Here is a 16851-nt window from a genome sequence, read left to right as displayed (position 1 = left end):
GAAACAAATTTTTAAAATTCTGCATTCATTGGCGTTCTCGGGAAAGGAATTACGTCACGAATGTTTGTCATTCCCGTTACGAATAAAACCAATCTTTCGAATCCAAGTCCGAAACCAGAGTGAACTGCTGAACCGAATCTTCGGGTATCCAAATACCACCATAATTCTTCTTCGTCAATTCCTAAGGCTTTCATTTTTTCGACTAAAACATCAAAACGTTCCTCTCTTTGTGAACCTCCCACGATTTCTCCAATTCCTGGGAAAAGAATATCCATGGCGCGAACCGTTTTTCCGTCTTCGTTCAAACGCATGTAAAATGCTTTGATATTTGCCGGGTAATCAAACAAGATTACCGGACATTTAAAGTGTTTTTCTACCAAATAGCGCTCGTGCTCACTTTGTAAATCAGCGCCCCATTCGTTAATGATATAGTTGAATTTTTTCTTTTTGTTAGGCGTACAATCTCTTAAAATGTCAATTGCTTCGGTGTATGAAACACGTTTGAAATTGTTTTCCAAAACAAAATTTAATTTGTCAAGCAAAGCCATTTCGCTTCTTTCAGCAACCGGTTTTGATTTTTCTTCGTCTAACAAACGCGTCTCTAGGAACTTCAAATCCTCTGGACATTTATCCAATGCGTATTTAATTACGTACTGAATAAAATCTTCTGCCAAGTCCATATTGTCATTCAAATCATTGAACGCAACCTCTGGCTCGATCATCCAAAATTCGGCCAGGTGACGCGACGTATTTGAGTTTTCGGCTCTAAAGGTTGGTCCAAAAGTATAAATCTGACCCAAAGCCATTGCGAAAGTTTCTCCTTCTAATTGCCCCGAAACCGTAAGGTTGGTCTCTTTACCGAAGAAATCTTCTTTATAATTCACTTTTCCGTCTTCAGTTCTTGGTGTTCCGTCAAATGGCAAAGCGGTAACTTTAAACATTTCACCTGCACCTTCCGCATCTGATCCCGTGATGATTGGCGTATTTACATACACAAAACCTTTTTCCTGAAAATAGCTGTGAACCGCATATGATAATACGGAGCGTACTCTCATAATCGCTCCAAACATATTAGTACGAACTCTTAAATGCGCATTTTCACGCAAGAAATCCAAGCTCGGTTTGTTCTTTGGTTGTATCGGGAATTTCTCTGCATCAGAGTCGCCTAGGATTTCTAGTTTAGCCACTTGAATTTCAAATTTCTGTCCGGCACCTTTGCTTTCTACCAACGTTCCTGTAACGGATATCGCTGCTCCAGTCGTAATTCTCTTCAAGGTTTCGTCTGGCGTATTCTCAAAATCGACAACACATTGTATATTATCAATGGTCGAGCCATCGTTTAAGGCAATAAATTGATTGTTTCTAAAAGTTCTCACCCATCCTTTTGCATTTACTTCATGAAGCGTCGTGGTACTGTTTAGTAAGTCTTTAACTTTTGTATGTCTCATTTTATGTATATAGTTGATATTAAAAATTGTCTTATAACCAACTGCAAATATAAATGATTTGTTTGTAATTGTCACGGTGAGAAACGAAGCATTCCAAAGCTGTTTTTGTTTTTTGGAGCTATTTCCCGCTATCCATTACAATCTTATTGTTTTTTGAAAGCAAAAACAATAAGGATTTCCATTTCTATCGGGGCTAGGGAGTAGTGGAATTAGGAAGTTACTATTGAAGTAAAGAATAACTCATTAGATTTAATGCAAATTCAGTTTAAAAATTTTTGCTAATTTTCTAGGTTTAGGCTATTGTAGCGTTATCTTTTTAATGTAAAATGTCCTTTCACAATTCTACCATCTTCCAATTCTATAGTGTACCAATAGTCGTCAGAAGGTAAAGGTTGCCCGTTAAATGTACCATCCCAACCTTGATTTAATGGATTCAACGTATCTATTAATTTCCCATATCGATCATAAATATGAATGATTGTTTTATTATTGAAAGAATTATTAACCCCTTTGATATTCCAATAATCATTAAATCCATCTTGATTAGGGGTGAAGAAATTTGGAATTCCAAGTAGCGCTACTTCTTGTAGGACAATTCCACAACCATTCAAGTCTTTTACAAAAACCGTATGAATTCCCGCAGTAACATTAGTGAAAAGGCTTTCTTTTTGATAGTTCCCATTCTCTTCATCTAAAGCATAGACATAATTTCCTGTACCTGTTACGGATACTTGAATGCTATTTGAAGAAGTAAGATCTTCTATTTTTATATCTTCTATTTTAGCAATATTTGAATTAGAAACCTTAATGACTCTGGTTCTGGAACACCCTTTGTCAGTAGTTGCTTTTACGGTATAGGTTCCAGATTTGTTGACTGTTAAAGTGTATTGGGACTCGCCAGTAACTAGCTCTCCGTTATAAGTCCACTCATAAGTGTAAATATCTTTTAATAATTCATCGACAAGGCCCGCATTGATTGTTTTGGTAAAAGAACTAATATTACTGCATAGCCATTCCACACCAGTTAAGGTTATCGCTGGTACTGGATGAACTTCAAAGGGTAAAATCATTGTTGCTTTACAGGTAGTATTTGTTGCATTGATAACTTCAATTCTTATATTTTGTGAAGTGGTTACAAACGGATTGGGTAACGGACTTGAAAGCAAGTTGTCATTGGCATCAAAATATTTTACTGTCATTCCGGTTTGTCCTCCTAGGATGGTGTTTTGAAAAGTGGCAGTGTCAAAAGCATATTTTCCGTCTTGCTTAATAGGATCTATTTCATCATCACAAACAGTTATTAAATTGGAAGGAATAGGGTAGGCTTCTGGCAGATCAGAAACTACAAATTCTACTGTTGTCTCATAGGAACAAGCGGTTAATGTAGTATTGGTCGCCTTTACTTTTATTATTTGCGACCGAGTTATAAAAGGATTAGGTAGCGGACTTGCTAATTGATTATTATTTTGATCAAAGTAATCCAACGTGACATTAGTTGAACCATTCAATAATCGGGTTTGAATGGTAGCCGTGTCAAAAGCAAAAAGTCCGTCTTGGTCGTCATCACATTGTATCTCTTTTATAAGTTGCATAACCGGAATTGATTCAACAGTTAGCTGAATAGGAGATCCTAATCCTAAACAATCATTATTTAGTTTACTATCCACACGAACAAAGATCTTTTGTGAATTTGGATATCCTATATTCCTATAATTTGTAATATCTAAAATTGTGTTTTTTTCTGTTAAAGCATCATTTAGATTGCGATAGTAAGTAATATCTAGTTGTTGGCCGATTGGAAAAATAGCTGCGATTTCATTATCAAAACTACTAAAATCAAAACTGGCAATACCGTCAGTATTGGTACCTAAAATGGCATCATCGCAAACTGCAAAATTTCTTGTAAAATTAATCGGAATTTGCGTAGTAGAAACAATTAGGTTTACTGTAGCAATTCTAAAACAGTCATTAGAATTTGAAATCCGTGCAAAAACAATATCAGTATTGATCATTTGATTACTGTAACTAGTTGAATTAGTTGTGGGGTTACTATTATTTTCTGCATCAATTTGAGTGGTAAAAAAAGTGATGCTTTCGTTAGCTGCATTTGCTGTTATTTTTGGGATTGCTTCTTCTAAATTAAAAATACTAAAACCATTAATATCATCATCGCATTGTTTTAAATCGACATTTTGATTGATATTAGGTAACGCAATCACCTGAATTGTGAAGGAAGTTGTTGCAAAACAGATTGGATTGTCTTTGTTATACATTTTAACATAAATCGTTTCTATAGGATTAGTATTTGCGTAAGCAGATGGAGCTCCAATATTTTGGGTAAAAGCCACATCTTTGTAGTAAGAAAATAAAAATTGTGTCGCGGATTGACCGTTTAAAATCGGTACAGCTTTTTGAGTTAAATCAAATAGAACGCGTCCATCGCTATCATTGCCAATACTCGTATCATCGCAAACTAAATAGTCTGGAATAGCAGTTGAAATTCTTGGCATTGGTTTTTCAAAAACTGCAATTGAAAATGAAGTGCTGCTTTTGCAAGAAGGATTAGCTTTATTTGTTACTGCAACAATAATCGTTTGTGATTGATAAGCAGTAGTGTTTGTATAGGTATTTGGAGTATTAATAATTAAATCATTAGCATAGTCAGTAGTGTTAGCATAATAGTTTACCTCATATGAAGCGGGATCTTGACCGTTAAGTATTGCGGCATTTTGAGATGTCAAATCAAAAGCAGTAAAACCATCATTATTGGTATCACAAACTAGAATGTTTTGTGGCTGAGAAGCTGTTGGGACTTCGTAAATAACAATATCTTCCGTTTCTGTTATGGTACCTGTTCTTGATGTTGCTTTTACGGAGACGGTGTAATTGCCTGCTGAGGAATAAATAGGTGTGGGGTTAATGTCAGTTGACGAATTACCATCACCAAAATCCCATTGTGCAGCAATAACTTCCTGATTGCTAATTAATGAAAATGCAATCATTTCACCCAAACAGTTATTTTCCGTTTTTATGGTGACACGAAGATTAGATGGTGTAAATTGAGGTAGCCCCGCAAAAGATAGTCTTTCGTTAAGGCTAACAGCATTTAATTCAAAAGCACAGCCTAAACCCAGTACATTAGGTTTAGTTATGGCGCTTAAATAAGGTGTGATAAAATTGGCTATGTAGATCTTTCCATCAGGAGCTATCTGCAAAGCAGATGACCGATATCTAAAGTTAGGTTTAGATGATAAAATAATTTCAGAACCAGGTATATCAGCTGCTGTTAAATCATATTGATTGACTTCGAACTTATCAAGAATATCACTTCCCGTTGTTAGGTAGGCAATTTTTCCAGATGGTGAAAATTCTACGCCATAACTCTTTGGTTTATCCGTAATCAATCGAGGATTACTTACAACACCAGTTTCGTTATTAAAATCAAATAGTTCAGTTAAATTTAAATTATTAGCACAAATTAATTTATCCCCTAATGGAGATACTTTCATGTAACCAATAGCATCTCCTGCTCCTCCTATTTCTACACCAGCGTTGCTTATAACTGGATTTGTATTTACCCCTGAGTTATCAACGGCGAATGCGTAGAAATTATTATTTCCAAATCCATGACACATGACCCATATTCCCTCTCCCGTTTTATTTAAAACCGCTGTTAATTTTTCAGCAGGTGGCGTAATTAATAAATTATTTTTAATGGATGTAACCGCTCCTAAACCTCCATCTAGAGATAAATCTACTTCAGAGTAGCATATTCCTTCGTTAGATCCTTGAACGTCAGCGGTAAAAATATAATAAATTGATGCGGAATTTGGTTTTTTTACTATAATAGCAGATTGTGAACTAGAGAAATGACCTTTGAGATTACTGCCGTTAATCATAATAGTATGATTTTTATTATAGACAGTTACACCATCGGTATAAAATAATAATTGTCCTGAACTGTTAGATATTGTTGCACAGCCTTCGGTAGTACTTAATTTTCCGTTAGTTAAAGCAACTGGAGAGCCACTGTTAAAGTCTAATCCTGCACGTTCACCAAAATACCAAATATTAGCTTCGCCTTGAGCAGATAATGATAAAGAAAGTAAAAGCATTAAAAATGTAAAAATTTTACACATAGCATATATCATGAAAAGGTAGCTAAATATACATCTTATTTTTGTGGCAGTATGAGATTAGTAGGAAAATTTGGTTTTTTAACTTGTGAAAGATCTTTCAAAGTTACGAGAGAATGTAGGTCTTACTGTTTGAGAAGTAACTTATAAAAAATGCTAAAACACTTGAATTGCTTGTTTATTTTTTAATTAGTTTTTTTAAGTTTACTGTGATAACTTAAATGTTATACGATGACTCCAATATGTCATTTAAAGAAGGAAGTAGCAAAGGTGATCTAAAATAGTTAACACTCTTTTTAGTGAGGTTTTAAATCTCATGTAGTCAATCTGGAGCTATTTCCCGCTATTGGCTATATCTTACTTTTTGTAACAAAAAGTAAAAGGATTTTTTCCGAGGCTTCTGGACTATCCTTGCTAGGGTGCAGTGGAATAACAGTTTTTGAAGGGCTTTTTTCTGTTATGGTTGGGTTTAAAACAGATGTTTGGGGAGGTAATTTGCTCATTGATGTGACTTGTAATTTGTACAAGATGAAAAGTTTGTTTTTCTATCTTAGAAATAGTCTATGTTTTTTGATTGTTAGTTAAATCATGGGCTCAAAGTTGGAAACTTTGCGGTGAAAGAACAAATCCACAATTATTTCTATATTTCGCTGTCAGAAAACAATCGGTTTTTAACAATATTTAAAACTTGGCAAACTACTCAACACTTTGTATTTGTGCACCATGAACGACAATTTTGTAACAGAATATTTTGGCATCGGAATTCAAAACGGTAAAACACCGGAAAACTTAGGGGTTTTATGGCGAACGGCGCAAAATTTAGGCGCCAGTTATATTTTTACGATTGGGAATCGCTATGCTAAGCAAGCCTGCGATACGCACAATGCGGTAAAATCAATACCTTATTTTCATTATGAATCGTTTGACGATTTCTATAAAAATTTACCTAAAGGCGCTCGTTTAGTTGGGGTAGAGCTGGATGAAAATGCATCAGATTTAGAGACATTCAACCATCCAAGACGTTGTGTTTATTTATTAGGAGCGGAGGATAATGGTCTTACCAAAAAAGCGATTGAGAAATGTCACTATTTGGTCAAATTCAAATCCGAAAAAAGCTTAAACGTATCCGTTGCAGGAAGTATTGTACTGTATGATAGAGGTCTAAATAAGCCCAGATCTTAAAAAAATTACCGCTACGAAAAACGGGTAGAGGTAAAAATCACATCCGGGCAACTGGAAACTTTATGGATTGCGGAATGATTGATTTCCCTGATGACTACAAACAGAATTAAAAATATCTGCTTGTACCGCATCCAAACCCCAAAGCAGAACTTTTGTATTTTATTCCTTTACTTATTATTGAGGTTCTTTAATAAATTTATTTTAGTATTTGCAATGGAGTCAATTTTTGAGGTTGACTTATTAATTAAGGAATCCAGTCTTTTTACTTTAGCGCCTTCTTTAGAGATTAAAGAATCAAGTGCATTTACCTTCTTTAGCTCTTTGTTTACTAGCGAATCCAATTTATCGGTTTTACTATTTAACTCATTGATTTTTTCCTCTGCTTTTTGAGATAAGTCACCACAAGAAATAAACAATCCAACGAACAAAACAATTAGTCCAGTACTTTTTAATAGATTTTTCATAATTTAAATTTATTTAATTTTTTTCTAAATCCTCAATTTCTTCATTTGGGTTATTCAAAATGTCGATTTTTGGTTCGATGAATTCTTGTTTGTTGGTTAATGATTTGTTTAAGGTAAGGACTAGACAAGGCAACAACATCAGGTTAGACAACATACCAAAAGCGAGTGTAATGGCAATCAATCCTCCCAAAGCGACAGTTCCACCAAAATCAGAGAGCATAAACACGGAGAAACCAACAAATAATACTACTGAAGTATAGAACATGCTGATGCCCGATTCTTTGATGGTAGCAAAAACGGATTTTTTAATTTTCCAATTGTTCTGTTTTAATTCTTGACGGTATTGAGCCAAGAAGTGAATGGTGTCATCTACCGATAATCCAAATGCAATACTAAAGACTAAAATAGTGGAAGGTTTTAATGGAATTCCGAAATAACCCATTAATCCAGCGGTGATCACGAGCGGCAGTAAATTTGGAATCAAAGACACTACCACCATTTTGAAAGAACGAAACATAAAAACCATTAATAACGAAATCAAGAATACCGCAAACAATAAGGAGCTAACTAAGTTGTCTAATAAATACTGCGTTCCTTTTTCAAATACTAGTGCCTTTCCAGTCATTACCACATTGTAGCGGTCTTTTGGGAAAACGGCATTGGCTTTAGTCCAAAGCTTGTCTTCAATTTTAGCCATGTTTCCCGTACCAATATCTCTCATAAATGTGGTAATTCTAGCGACTTGCCCTGTGCTATCTACATAGCTCTTCATTAAGTTATCCTTAGTGTTTTTAGTGGCGTTTTTAGCATAGCCCAAAATAAAACTTTGCTCTTGCGAGCTAGGCAAATCATAATATTCAGGGTTACCGTTGTAGTAGGCTTGTTTAGAATATTTAACTAAATTTAATATTGAAATAGGTTTAGACAGTTCTGGAATTTCTTCTATGGTTTGTTGCAATTCGTCCATTTTACTCAAAGTAGACAGTTTCATAACCCCTTTTTTTCGTTTGGTATCAACTGTAATCTCAAGCGGCATGATTCCTTCAAATTCATTTTCAAAAAATAAAATATCTTTGTAAAAACTGGTATTTTTAGGCATGTCTTCAATCAAACTTCCAGAGGTTTTAATTTTAAGAGCACCTATGATGCTTACTAAAAATACAATCAAGGCAATGCTATAAACATAACGTCTGTTGTGTTTTACTGTTTTTTCAATCCAATTAATAAATACGCGGGTATAATTGCGGTTGAGGTGTTCTAAATGCTTTTGTTTGGGAACGGGTTGATAACTGTAATAAATAGGAATTACAATCAAACATAGGAAAAATAGAGACACAATGCTCAATGAAGATATAATTCCAAATTCCTTTAAAAGTTGACTACTAGTAATAATAAAAGTAGCAAATCCAGCTGCTGTGGTTAAATTGGTCATTAAAGTGGCGGTCCCTACTTTGGTAATGACGCGCTGTAATGCTTTTGCTTTATTCCTGTGTGCGCTGTATTCTTGCTGGTATTTATTAGTCAAGAAAATACAATTCGGGATTCCAATTACGATAACTAGCGTTGGCACTAATGCAGTAAGTACTGTGATGTGATAATTGAACAATCCTAATAATCCAAAAGTCCACATCACTCCAATAATCACAATTAAAATAGCGATTAAAGTTGCTCTAAATGAACGGAAAAAGAAGAAAAATATCAAGGAGGTGAGCAATAGCGAAGCGCCAATAAATAAACTAATTTCGTTTAAAATGCTCATGGCATTCAAGGTGCGAATGTAAGGCATTCCAGAAACACGCAAGTCTATCCCAGTTTCTTTTTCGAAAGCATTGATCTTTGGAATAAAATCATTTACAATATAATCTTTTCGGCCTGCTGTATTGACAATTTGTTTGTCTAAATAGATTGCAGAACGGATACTCCCGCTTTTTTTATTAAAAAGCAACCCTTCATAAAAAGGCATGTTTTGGAACAAATCTTTTTTAATGCTATTTAAATATTCCTGACTGTTAGTTTTATTTAGATCTACAAAAGGGATAAGTTCAAAAGTCTGCAAAGAGTCGTTTTTCTTGAGCTTCTTTAAATCATTGATAGAAACGACTAAATCAACTTCCTTCTGCGCTTTTATAGCAGTCATTAATTTGTTCCAAGCAGCAAAGGCTTTGGGCGAAAAAAAAGTATCGTCTTTTACCCCAACAACAATCAAGTTTCCTTCTTCTCCAAATCTATTTAGAAAGGCATTGTACTCAATATTAACAATATTGTCATCAGGTAATAAATTAGCTTCGGTGAATGAAAACTGAATATTTTTCCACTGTAAGGCTAATAGCGCTGTTATCACGACAATAATGGATAACATTAAAATTCTATTTCTAAGGACTATCCGAGCTATTAATTCCCAAAATCCCAAACTAAACCACTTGTTCATATTTACTTTATAAAGGCTGCAAAGGTAGTTAAAACCGCTATAAATCATTGGTTTTAGTATACTATTTTTGTTGGTTTTTGATCTGGCGGTTTGATTTTTATTTTATTTGTAATTAGAAAAAAATTAAAATATAAATGATACATTTGAGTCCGCGTCTTCAGTTACTATAGTTGAGGATAATCACCTAGGATAGGATATGAAGAATTATAAAAATACCATTTTTTATTTGATTGTAACAGGCGGTTTTACAGCTTTAATGTATTGGATTATCACCAAAGGCAAACATTTAGAAGTGGCTAAAACAATTGAGACGCCGGAGAGCGGAAATGGTTCTTGGGGCGATTTTTTGAGTTCGATGCAGTATAATTTTCAGGATCCTTTGGCTATTCTATTAGCCCAAATTATAACTATTATTCTTGTTGCGCGTGTCTTTGGCTGGATCTTCAAAAAAATTGGCCAGCCCTCCGTAATTGGTGAGATAATTGCCGGAATTGTTCTTGGACCCTCGTTAGTGGGGATGTATTTTCCAGAATTTTCAGCAGCCTTATTTCCCGTTGAATCTTTGGGTAATCTGAAGTTTTTAAGTCAGATTGGGTTGATTTTATTTATGTTCGTCATCGGCATGGAACTCGATTTGAAAGTGCTGAAGAACAAAGCAAATGAAGCCGTGGTAATCAGTCATGCTAGTATTGTTATTCCTTTTGCGCTAGGGATTGGTTTGGCCTATTTTGTATACAATCGATTTGCTCCGGAAGGGGTAAAGTTTTTGTCTTTCAGTTTGTTTATGGGAATTGCTTTGAGTATCACTGCTTTTCCGGTATTGGCCAGAATTGTACAAGAACGGGGGATTCATAAAACGAAATTAGGAGCTATTGTCATTACGTGTGCCGCTGCAGATGATATTACGGCTTGGTGTATTTTGGCTGTGGTTATTGCCATTGTAAAAGCGGGAACTTTTGTTAGTTCATTATATATTATCCTGCTGGCAGTTATTTATGTGCTAGCTATGATTTACATTGTAAAGCCATTTTTAAAAAGAATTGGAGACTTGTATGGTTCAAAAGACACCATAATTAAACCAGTTGTAGCTATCTTTTTTCTCGTTTTAATCATTTCGTCTTATGCCACTGAGGTGATTGGTATTCATGCCTTATTTGGAGCATTTATGGCCGGAGCTATTATGCCAGATGTTCCAAAATTTAGAACCATTTTCATAGAAAAAGTAGAGGACGTAGCTTTGATACTTTTACTGCCTTTGTTTTTTGTATTCACGGGTTTGAAAACCGAAATTGGTCTGATAAATGATCCGTATTTATGGAAAGTTACCGGTTTTATTATTTTGGTAGCTGTAGTAGGGAAGTTTTTAGGTAGCGCTTTGGCAGCGAAATTTGTAGGTCAGACGTGGCGTGACAGTTTAACCATTGGAGCCTTGATGAACACCAGAGGTTTAATGGAATTGATTGTCTTGAACATCGGTTTAGAACTAAAAGTTTTAACTCCCGAAGTGTTCACCATGATGGTCATTATGGCTTTGGTTACCACTTTTATGACTGGACCAGCTTTGGATTTAATCAATTACATCTTTAAAACTAAAGATGGTGTTGAAATTCTGGAGCCAACAAACCATAATAAATACCGCGTTTTAATTTCATTTGGAAACAATGAAAAAGGAAAATCGTTGTTGCGCTTGGCCAACAGTCTAATTAAAAAGCAAAAAAACAGCTCCAGTATTACGGTAATGCATTTGTCTTTGAGTGATGAGATGCACACTTTTAATATGGATGATAAAGAGAAAAATAGTTTTTACCCAATTGTGGAAGAATCGCAACTGCTGAAACAGGATATCACGACCATCTTCAAGGCAACGATGGATATTCAAACCGAAATTGCTGACGTCGCCAATCAAGGCGATTATGATTTGTTATTGATAGGATTGGGGAAATCTATTTTTGAAGGTACGATTCTGGGTAAAGTAATTGGTTTTACAACTAGAATAATCAATCCAGATCGTTTAATTGATAAGTTCACCGGGAAAGAAGGCTTGTTTGAAAATTCTCCATTTGATGAAAGAACCAGACAAATTATTTCCAAAACCAAAATGCCAATCGGGATTTTGATTGATAAGGATTTACAACAAGTCAAACATGTTTTTATTCCAATTTTTAGTCCAGAGGATTCGTTTGTGATTGATTATATCCAAAAATTAATTTACAACAATAATACTAAAATTGTTATTTTGGATGTTAATGGATATGTCACTACTAATTTTGTAATCAAGAGTGCGATTGATTCATTGGAACAAAAATATCCAAATAACATTAGTTTGATAACCGATAAAACTATTAAAAAGGAATTTTTAGACCAACAGGATTTAATGTTAATTAGTCTTGAAAGTTGGAAACAGTTAGTTGATTCCAGAAGTATCTGGCTCAGCGACGTTCCTTCCGTATTAATTTTAAAACAGTAATATGAATTGGATTTTATTAATTATCGGGGGTCTTTTTGAAGTTGGTTTTGCTACTTGTTTGGGCAAAGCCAAAGAAAGCACCGGAATGACGGCAACATTATGGTTGGGCGGATTTTTGGTTTGCTTGACAATAAGTATGATGTTGCTTTACAAAGCGACACAAACATTGCCTATTGGAACAGCGTATGCGGTTTGGACGGGAATTGGAGCTGTGGGAACGGTTTTGGTAGGGATTTTTATTTTTAAAGAGCCTGCTGATTTTTGGAGAATATTTTTCATCACCACGCTAATCAGTTCTATTATTGGACTGAAGTTTGTCTCGAGTCATTAATAGGTTTTGCTGACTATACTAGGAAGTCATTTGTTTTTTATCCTTGCTTTTTGAACTATAGTCATTTTATTTATCAGTATCTTATCACAGCTTAACAACACAAAACTATATAACAATATTGGTAAAATTCGGTCTTATTGCCAATAAATAATTCAAACTTTATAAAAATGATTTTAACAACAACCAATTCTGTAGACGATTATAAAATACTTGAGTATAACGGAATAGTTTCTGGAACTGCTGTAAACATGCAAAAAATGGGTTTGACTTTTAATATGCAAAAATATTATGCAGAAATTAGCGAAAGTATAGCTGATGTAAAAGATCAAGCATTTGCTAATTTAAAAGTAAATGCCGAGAAAATGAATGCTAATGCTGTGGTAGGAATTCAAGTAGATGTAGAACTTAAAAGCGGTGAAGGATTAATTGCGGTTATCATTACTGGGACTGCTGTGAGTATAGTAAAACGGTAAGTAGTATAAAAGATACAGTTTACTGTTTATTTACTAAGTACAAGGAGTTTCTTAACATCAAATGGTATATATAATTAATCGGTTAGTCATAGTTGGCTTTAGTGTATTGCTCAATCACAGAAATAGTTCCATTCAAAATCTCATGAAATCATAAAAAACCCGCCCTGTCACAATAACAGAACGGGTTTTAAATATAAGTTGAACTGGAATTACACCTTCATGATTTCGACACCGCTCACACGAACGTCCCGGTCATGAAAATAATTCATATTCTACCAAAATTCAAAAGAAAGCTAAATACTAGCACAAACCTCAATTACATTTGCCTCCAAGAATTGTTATTGACTGAATGCTTGCCTCAACATGGCTTTTTTTGAATTCGATTAACTAAATTTACTCACTTGTTTTTATTTGTAAGTTGTTAAGTTTTTTGTAAAGTTTAACTACAAAATAAATAATTATTAGGAGCAATATCACTAAAAATATTTGCCAAATAATTAATTCAATACTATAATCATTTACTATTTTTTCCATTATAACTTTTTAATTGAGATTATTGTTCCGTTAGAATTATTATCTCATATGAAAGCTCCACTTCCCTAGCTCACGCGAGCGTCTCGCTCGTGAACACAATTTATATCGCAACATACTTCAAAAGAAAGCTAAATACACTAGAACAAACCTCAATAATATTATCCATTAAGAATTATCACGAGCGGGACGCTCACGCCAGCAGGGTAATTCAGTTTAAAATCAAAAAATTACCATCTTTCTAATTCTATTTTTTTCTCCAATTTCCAATGACCTTCTTCTTTTTTAAACAAGCAGGCATTAACAACCCCGTCTTTTTGAGATGATTGTTTTGAATAAATCAGAATTGCATACTTTTCATTAATAAAAGGTTTATAAAATCGTATTATACCTATATATTTACTTTCAAAATCTTTGTTTATTTTAGGGTTTGATAAAGCAATTAGCTTAAATTTCCCAATTGATTTTAATTTTTTTAAATCAATTAATTTTAATTTTGAATAGGGATGTTTTTCTAATAATTTTAAGTATTTAGTATAAGTAGTTCCTTCTAATTCCTTGAGAATACCGGGAACATATTCCCTTGAATCTATGATTTTTTTTTCTATACAAATTTTATAATCTTTTGATCTAGTGCTATTTGTTTTTATAGAATCATTTGGAGTTATAAAAAAAGAATTATGGTCATAAGCAATAGTATCCGACAACACTAAAAAGTTATCATCTAAAATATCGTAAAAAACATCATTATGCTTTTTTTGGCAGCTTGCATAAATAATAACTAACAAACATAATAAAATGGACTTTTTCATTTTTATGGAATTAAAAATAATTACTAAATTTAATCACAACATTACCTGCGTTGTCATATTCTATTAGCACGTTGAATGCATCTCTCTCAAAGCCTTTACCAAAATCATAAGCACCTTCACTTATATTATTCTTATTTGTACTGTAATGAACAAATTCATGTAATATTGTAACAGCAAGTAAAAACGCAGTTGCTTCTCTTGTACTTTCATAATATGCACTTTCTAAACCTCGAACATAGCTAGCATTGATGTGTAAAGTATTGATTCCTTTATTTTTATTGAAAAAACCATATCTCCCATACATTTCCTCAACTTTTATAACTGGTCCTTGGCCAAACGTTAAATCGTCTAAAATTTTCTGTTTGCTAAAACCTGAGTAAGTTTTTAATGCTTCTAATACCTTGGGGTTGTTTTTTACAAATGTTTTTAAATTTTTTGCTAAATACGTAAATTTGGGATATGTTTTTTCATAATTATCTGTTGGGTCGAATTTGAAAAAAGGTTCTTTTGAGGGGTTTAAATCATTGAAAGTGTTTCCGTCATCTCCAATATATTTCCATATAAATGGTGGTTTTATATAGTCAAAATATGTTACTTCCGGATTTTCAATCATAAAATTTATTGTTCCATTAACAAATTCAATTTGTTCAAAACTAGTAATGGTTTCTAAAATGCTTATTTGAATTTGGAGGTCTAGATTTGACAACCATTCACCATGATAGAGTAAAAATTGAAATACACTAAACTTAAAATTTGCAACTTGACTAGGTGTATAGTCATTGTTGTAATATTGATTAAATATTGTTGGGATATTATTAAAAGCATATGTTAGCGCAATTTGATTCGATGAGGTTAAGCCTCCATTTGTGCCAATCCAATAATTGGTGTAAGCCATTAGCCACTCTGTATTGTCAATAACTCCCTTGATTTCATTACTCGAATTGTATAAAGTAGTAATGAATTGATTAATTTGTAACATGTTTTGTACAGCGGGATCACTCAAATCGCTACCTTCAAAATAATTTGGTAAAAAAATATTTAAATCAGTAGTTCCTCCACCTGCAGTGCTTCCGCCAGTAGTAGTACCTGTATATTCAGAATAAGGATTACTACTAGAGGTATTAGAGAAATCCCATTGTGAGGCTAGTGGAATAAAATCTGTAGGGCCACCACCTGTAGAACAAGCACTATCTATTACTTTGAAAACATTAATTGTAGCTCTTGTCCCATCACTGTTATAACAACGCGGACTGGTATCAAGGTTACCTTCGCAGGCATCAACCTCTTCATAATATCCTACCTGTAAACAACCACCACTAGTTGTTCTGTGGGTTTTTAACTGATTTTCTATTTTTACAGTTAATGTACTTTTTATGGCACGAATAAAATCATTACTATTGTTAATTTGGTTTACCTGTTTATTTAAATAGTAGGTCACTAAATAACTTTGAGGTTCTTCATTTTTTTTAAATTCAACAATAATATTTTGTTGAAAAGTAGCTGTTGGAACTTGAAATATACGAAAAGAGAATGTTTCGTCATCATTTGCTCTTTTTACATATTGAATATTTTGTAGATCTATATCGTAATTAAATGTTGAGTTTGATGTTTTATTTTTATCACTCGCTACAACATTTTTGAGTTTTGCTGATTCAATAAATGCTTGATTGTTTATTTTTTTTAATTCTAAAAAATTTATTTTTTTGAAACTATAATCTCTCGATTTGGTTAGAGATTCATTTTGTAGCACCACCTCTTCGGGACTACACGATTGAAAAAGTGACAAGACAAATACCATAATTACAGCAAATAATGTCTGCCTTTTGTATCGTGTTTGTTTGTTTGTTTTCATTTTTTTTGGTTAATTAATATTTTATAAAAATAGGATTTATTTTATAAGTTACAATACCCACTTTTAGTGATATTTACAAAAAAACAAAAAACCCGCCCTGTTACAATAACGGGACGGGTTTCAAATATAAGTTAAGATGATTTTACACCTTCATAATTTCAGCTTCTTTCACCACTAAAAGTTCATCTATTTTACGGATAAATGTATTGGTTAGATTTTGCACTTCATCTTCGGCAGATTTGCAAATGTCCTCTGAAGTCCCGTCTTTTTCCAGCTTTTTGATTTCGGTATTGGCATCTTTACGAGCATTTCGAATACCTACTTTAGCGTCTTCAGCTTCAACTTTGGCTTGTTTTGCTAGATCGCGTCTTCTTTCCTCTGTCAATGCGGGAACGCTAATGATAATTACATCACCATTGTTCATTGGATTAAAACCAATGTTTGCAATCATAATTGCTTTTTCAATGACTTGCAGCATGTTTTTTTCAAAAGGCTGTAAAGTAATGGTTCTAGCATCTGGAACACTAATTTTTGAAACTTGAGATAGCGGTGTTGCAGATCCATAATAATCTACAAAAACACTTCCAAGCATGGCTGGAGATGCTTTTCCGGCACGAATATTCAAAAATTCTTTTTCTAAATGCGCAATAGAACCCGTCATAGATTCTTTAGTACTGTCTAATATAAATTCAATTTCTTCGGTCATAATTTCTTAATATTCAGTGTT

The 16851-nt window shown here is 33.6% G+C and carries 11 protein-coding genes; 4 read left to right on the top strand and 7 right to left on the bottom strand.

Annotated features, from left to right (window positions below):
• Nucleotides 1–11 precede the first annotated feature (11 nt).
• Nucleotides 12–1448 (bottom strand): asparagine--tRNA ligase, encoded by a 1437-nt coding sequence (gene asnS, locus BUC11_RS05270; RefSeq protein ID WP_073352616.1) that lies wholly within the window; start codon nucleotides 1446–1448, stop codon nucleotides 12–14.
• A gap of 308 nt (nucleotides 1449–1756) precedes the next feature.
• A complete protein-coding gene (locus BUC11_RS05265; protein ID WP_175547732.1) occupies nucleotides 1757–5563 on the bottom strand; it encodes a T9SS type B sorting domain-containing protein in 3807 nt (1268 codons plus the stop codon).
• 744 nt (nucleotides 5564–6307) lie between these two features.
• On the opposite strand from BUC11_RS05265, the gene BUC11_RS05260 reads away from it, so the two are divergent.
• Nucleotides 6308–6766, top strand: a complete 459-nt coding sequence (locus tag BUC11_RS05260) for an RNA methyltransferase (RefSeq protein WP_073352611.1) — start codon at nucleotides 6308–6310, stop codon at nucleotides 6764–6766.
• A 167-nt stretch (nucleotides 6767–6933) separates the two neighbouring features.
• Here the strand turns inward: BUC11_RS05260 and BUC11_RS05255 are convergent, their stop codons facing one another.
• Nucleotides 6934–7230 carry a hypothetical protein gene (locus BUC11_RS05255; RefSeq protein WP_073352609.1) on the bottom strand — a complete coding sequence of 99 codons (297 nt, stop codon included), beginning with the start codon at nucleotides 7228–7230 and terminating at the stop codon, nucleotides 6934–6936.
• Nucleotides 7231–7243: 13 nt separating this feature from the next.
• Nucleotides 7244–9658, bottom strand: a complete 2415-nt coding sequence (locus BUC11_RS05250) for an efflux RND transporter permease subunit (protein ID WP_073352607.1) — start codon at nucleotides 9656–9658, stop codon at nucleotides 7244–7246.
• Between the two features lie 196 nt (nucleotides 9659–9854).
• Here BUC11_RS05250 and BUC11_RS05245 point away from each other — a divergent pair, with 196 nt between their 5' ends.
• From BUC11_RS05245 to BUC11_RS05235, 3 genes are all read left to right on the top strand, one after another.
• Nucleotides 9855–12125 (top strand): cation:proton antiporter, encoded by a 2271-nt coding sequence (locus tag BUC11_RS05245; protein ID WP_073352605.1) that lies wholly within the window; start codon nucleotides 9855–9857, stop codon nucleotides 12123–12125.
• A gap of 1 nt (nucleotide 12126) precedes the next feature.
• Complete coding sequence (locus BUC11_RS05240) at nucleotides 12127–12456, top strand: DMT family transporter (protein ID WP_073352604.1); 330 nt, start codon at nucleotides 12127–12129, stop codon at nucleotides 12454–12456.
• 167 nt (nucleotides 12457–12623) lie between these two features.
• Nucleotides 12624–12929, top strand: a complete 306-nt coding sequence (locus BUC11_RS05235; RefSeq protein ID WP_073352602.1) for a heavy metal-binding domain-containing protein — start codon at nucleotides 12624–12626, stop codon at nucleotides 12927–12929.
• 761 nt (nucleotides 12930–13690) lie between these two features.
• On the opposite strand, the gene BUC11_RS05230 is transcribed toward BUC11_RS05235, so the two are convergent.
• The 3 genes from BUC11_RS05230 to frr form a co-directional block, all read right to left on the bottom strand.
• Nucleotides 13691–14272, bottom strand: coding sequence for a hypothetical protein (locus BUC11_RS05230; protein ID WP_073352598.1), 582 nt, complete (start codon nucleotides 14270–14272; stop codon nucleotides 13691–13693).
• Nucleotides 14273–14282: 10 nt separating this feature from the next.
• Entirely contained in the window at nucleotides 14283–16124 is a 1842-nt protein-coding gene (locus BUC11_RS05225) for a hypothetical protein (protein ID WP_073352596.1), read from the bottom strand.
• Between the two features lie 142 nt (nucleotides 16125–16266).
• On the bottom strand, nucleotides 16267–16830 hold the full coding sequence (gene frr / locus BUC11_RS05220) for a ribosome recycling factor (protein WP_066075279.1): 564 nt from the start codon (nucleotides 16828–16830) through the stop codon (nucleotides 16267–16269).
• Between the last annotated feature and the right edge of the window lie 21 nt (nucleotides 16831–16851).

The sequence above is a fragment of the Flavobacterium xanthum genome (assembly GCF_900142695.1).
Classification (GTDB): domain Bacteria; phylum Bacteroidota; class Bacteroidia; order Flavobacteriales; family Flavobacteriaceae; genus Flavobacterium; species Flavobacterium xanthum.
The sequence above is the reverse complement of the archived record's forward strand: the minus strand, read 5'-3'. Positions and strand labels throughout refer to the sequence as shown.

Coding starts and splice junctions, on each gene's coding strand:
- asnS (WP_073352616.1), bottom strand. CDS start 1,448: ATGAGACATACAAAAGTTAAAGACTTACTAAACAGTACCACGACGCTT.
- BUC11_RS05265 (WP_175547732.1), bottom strand. CDS start 5,563: ATGCTTTTACTTTCTTTATCATTATCTGCTCAAGGCGAAGCTAATATT.
- BUC11_RS05260 (WP_073352611.1), top strand. CDS start 6,308: ATGAACGACAATTTTGTAACAGAATATTTTGGCATCGGAATTCAAAAC.
- BUC11_RS05255 (WP_073352609.1), bottom strand. CDS start 7,230: ATGAAAAATCTATTAAAAAGTACTGGACTAATTGTTTTGTTCGTTGGA.
- BUC11_RS05250 (WP_073352607.1), bottom strand. CDS start 9,658: ATGAACAAGTGGTTTAGTTTGGGATTTTGGGAATTAATAGCTCGGATA.
- BUC11_RS05245 (WP_073352605.1), top strand. CDS start 9,855: ATGAAGAATTATAAAAATACCATTTTTTATTTGATTGTAACAGGCGGT.
- BUC11_RS05240 (WP_073352604.1), top strand. CDS start 12,127: ATGAATTGGATTTTATTAATTATCGGGGGTCTTTTTGAAGTTGGTTTT.
- BUC11_RS05235 (WP_073352602.1), top strand. CDS start 12,624: ATGATTTTAACAACAACCAATTCTGTAGACGATTATAAAATACTTGAG.
- BUC11_RS05230 (WP_073352598.1), bottom strand. CDS start 14,272: ATGAAAAAGTCCATTTTATTATGTTTGTTAGTTATTATTTATGCAAGC.
- BUC11_RS05225 (WP_073352596.1), bottom strand. CDS start 16,124: ATGAAAACAAACAAACAAACACGATACAAAAGGCAGACATTATTTGCT.
- frr (WP_066075279.1), bottom strand. CDS start 16,830: ATGACCGAAGAAATTGAATTTATATTAGACAGTACTAAAGAATCTATG.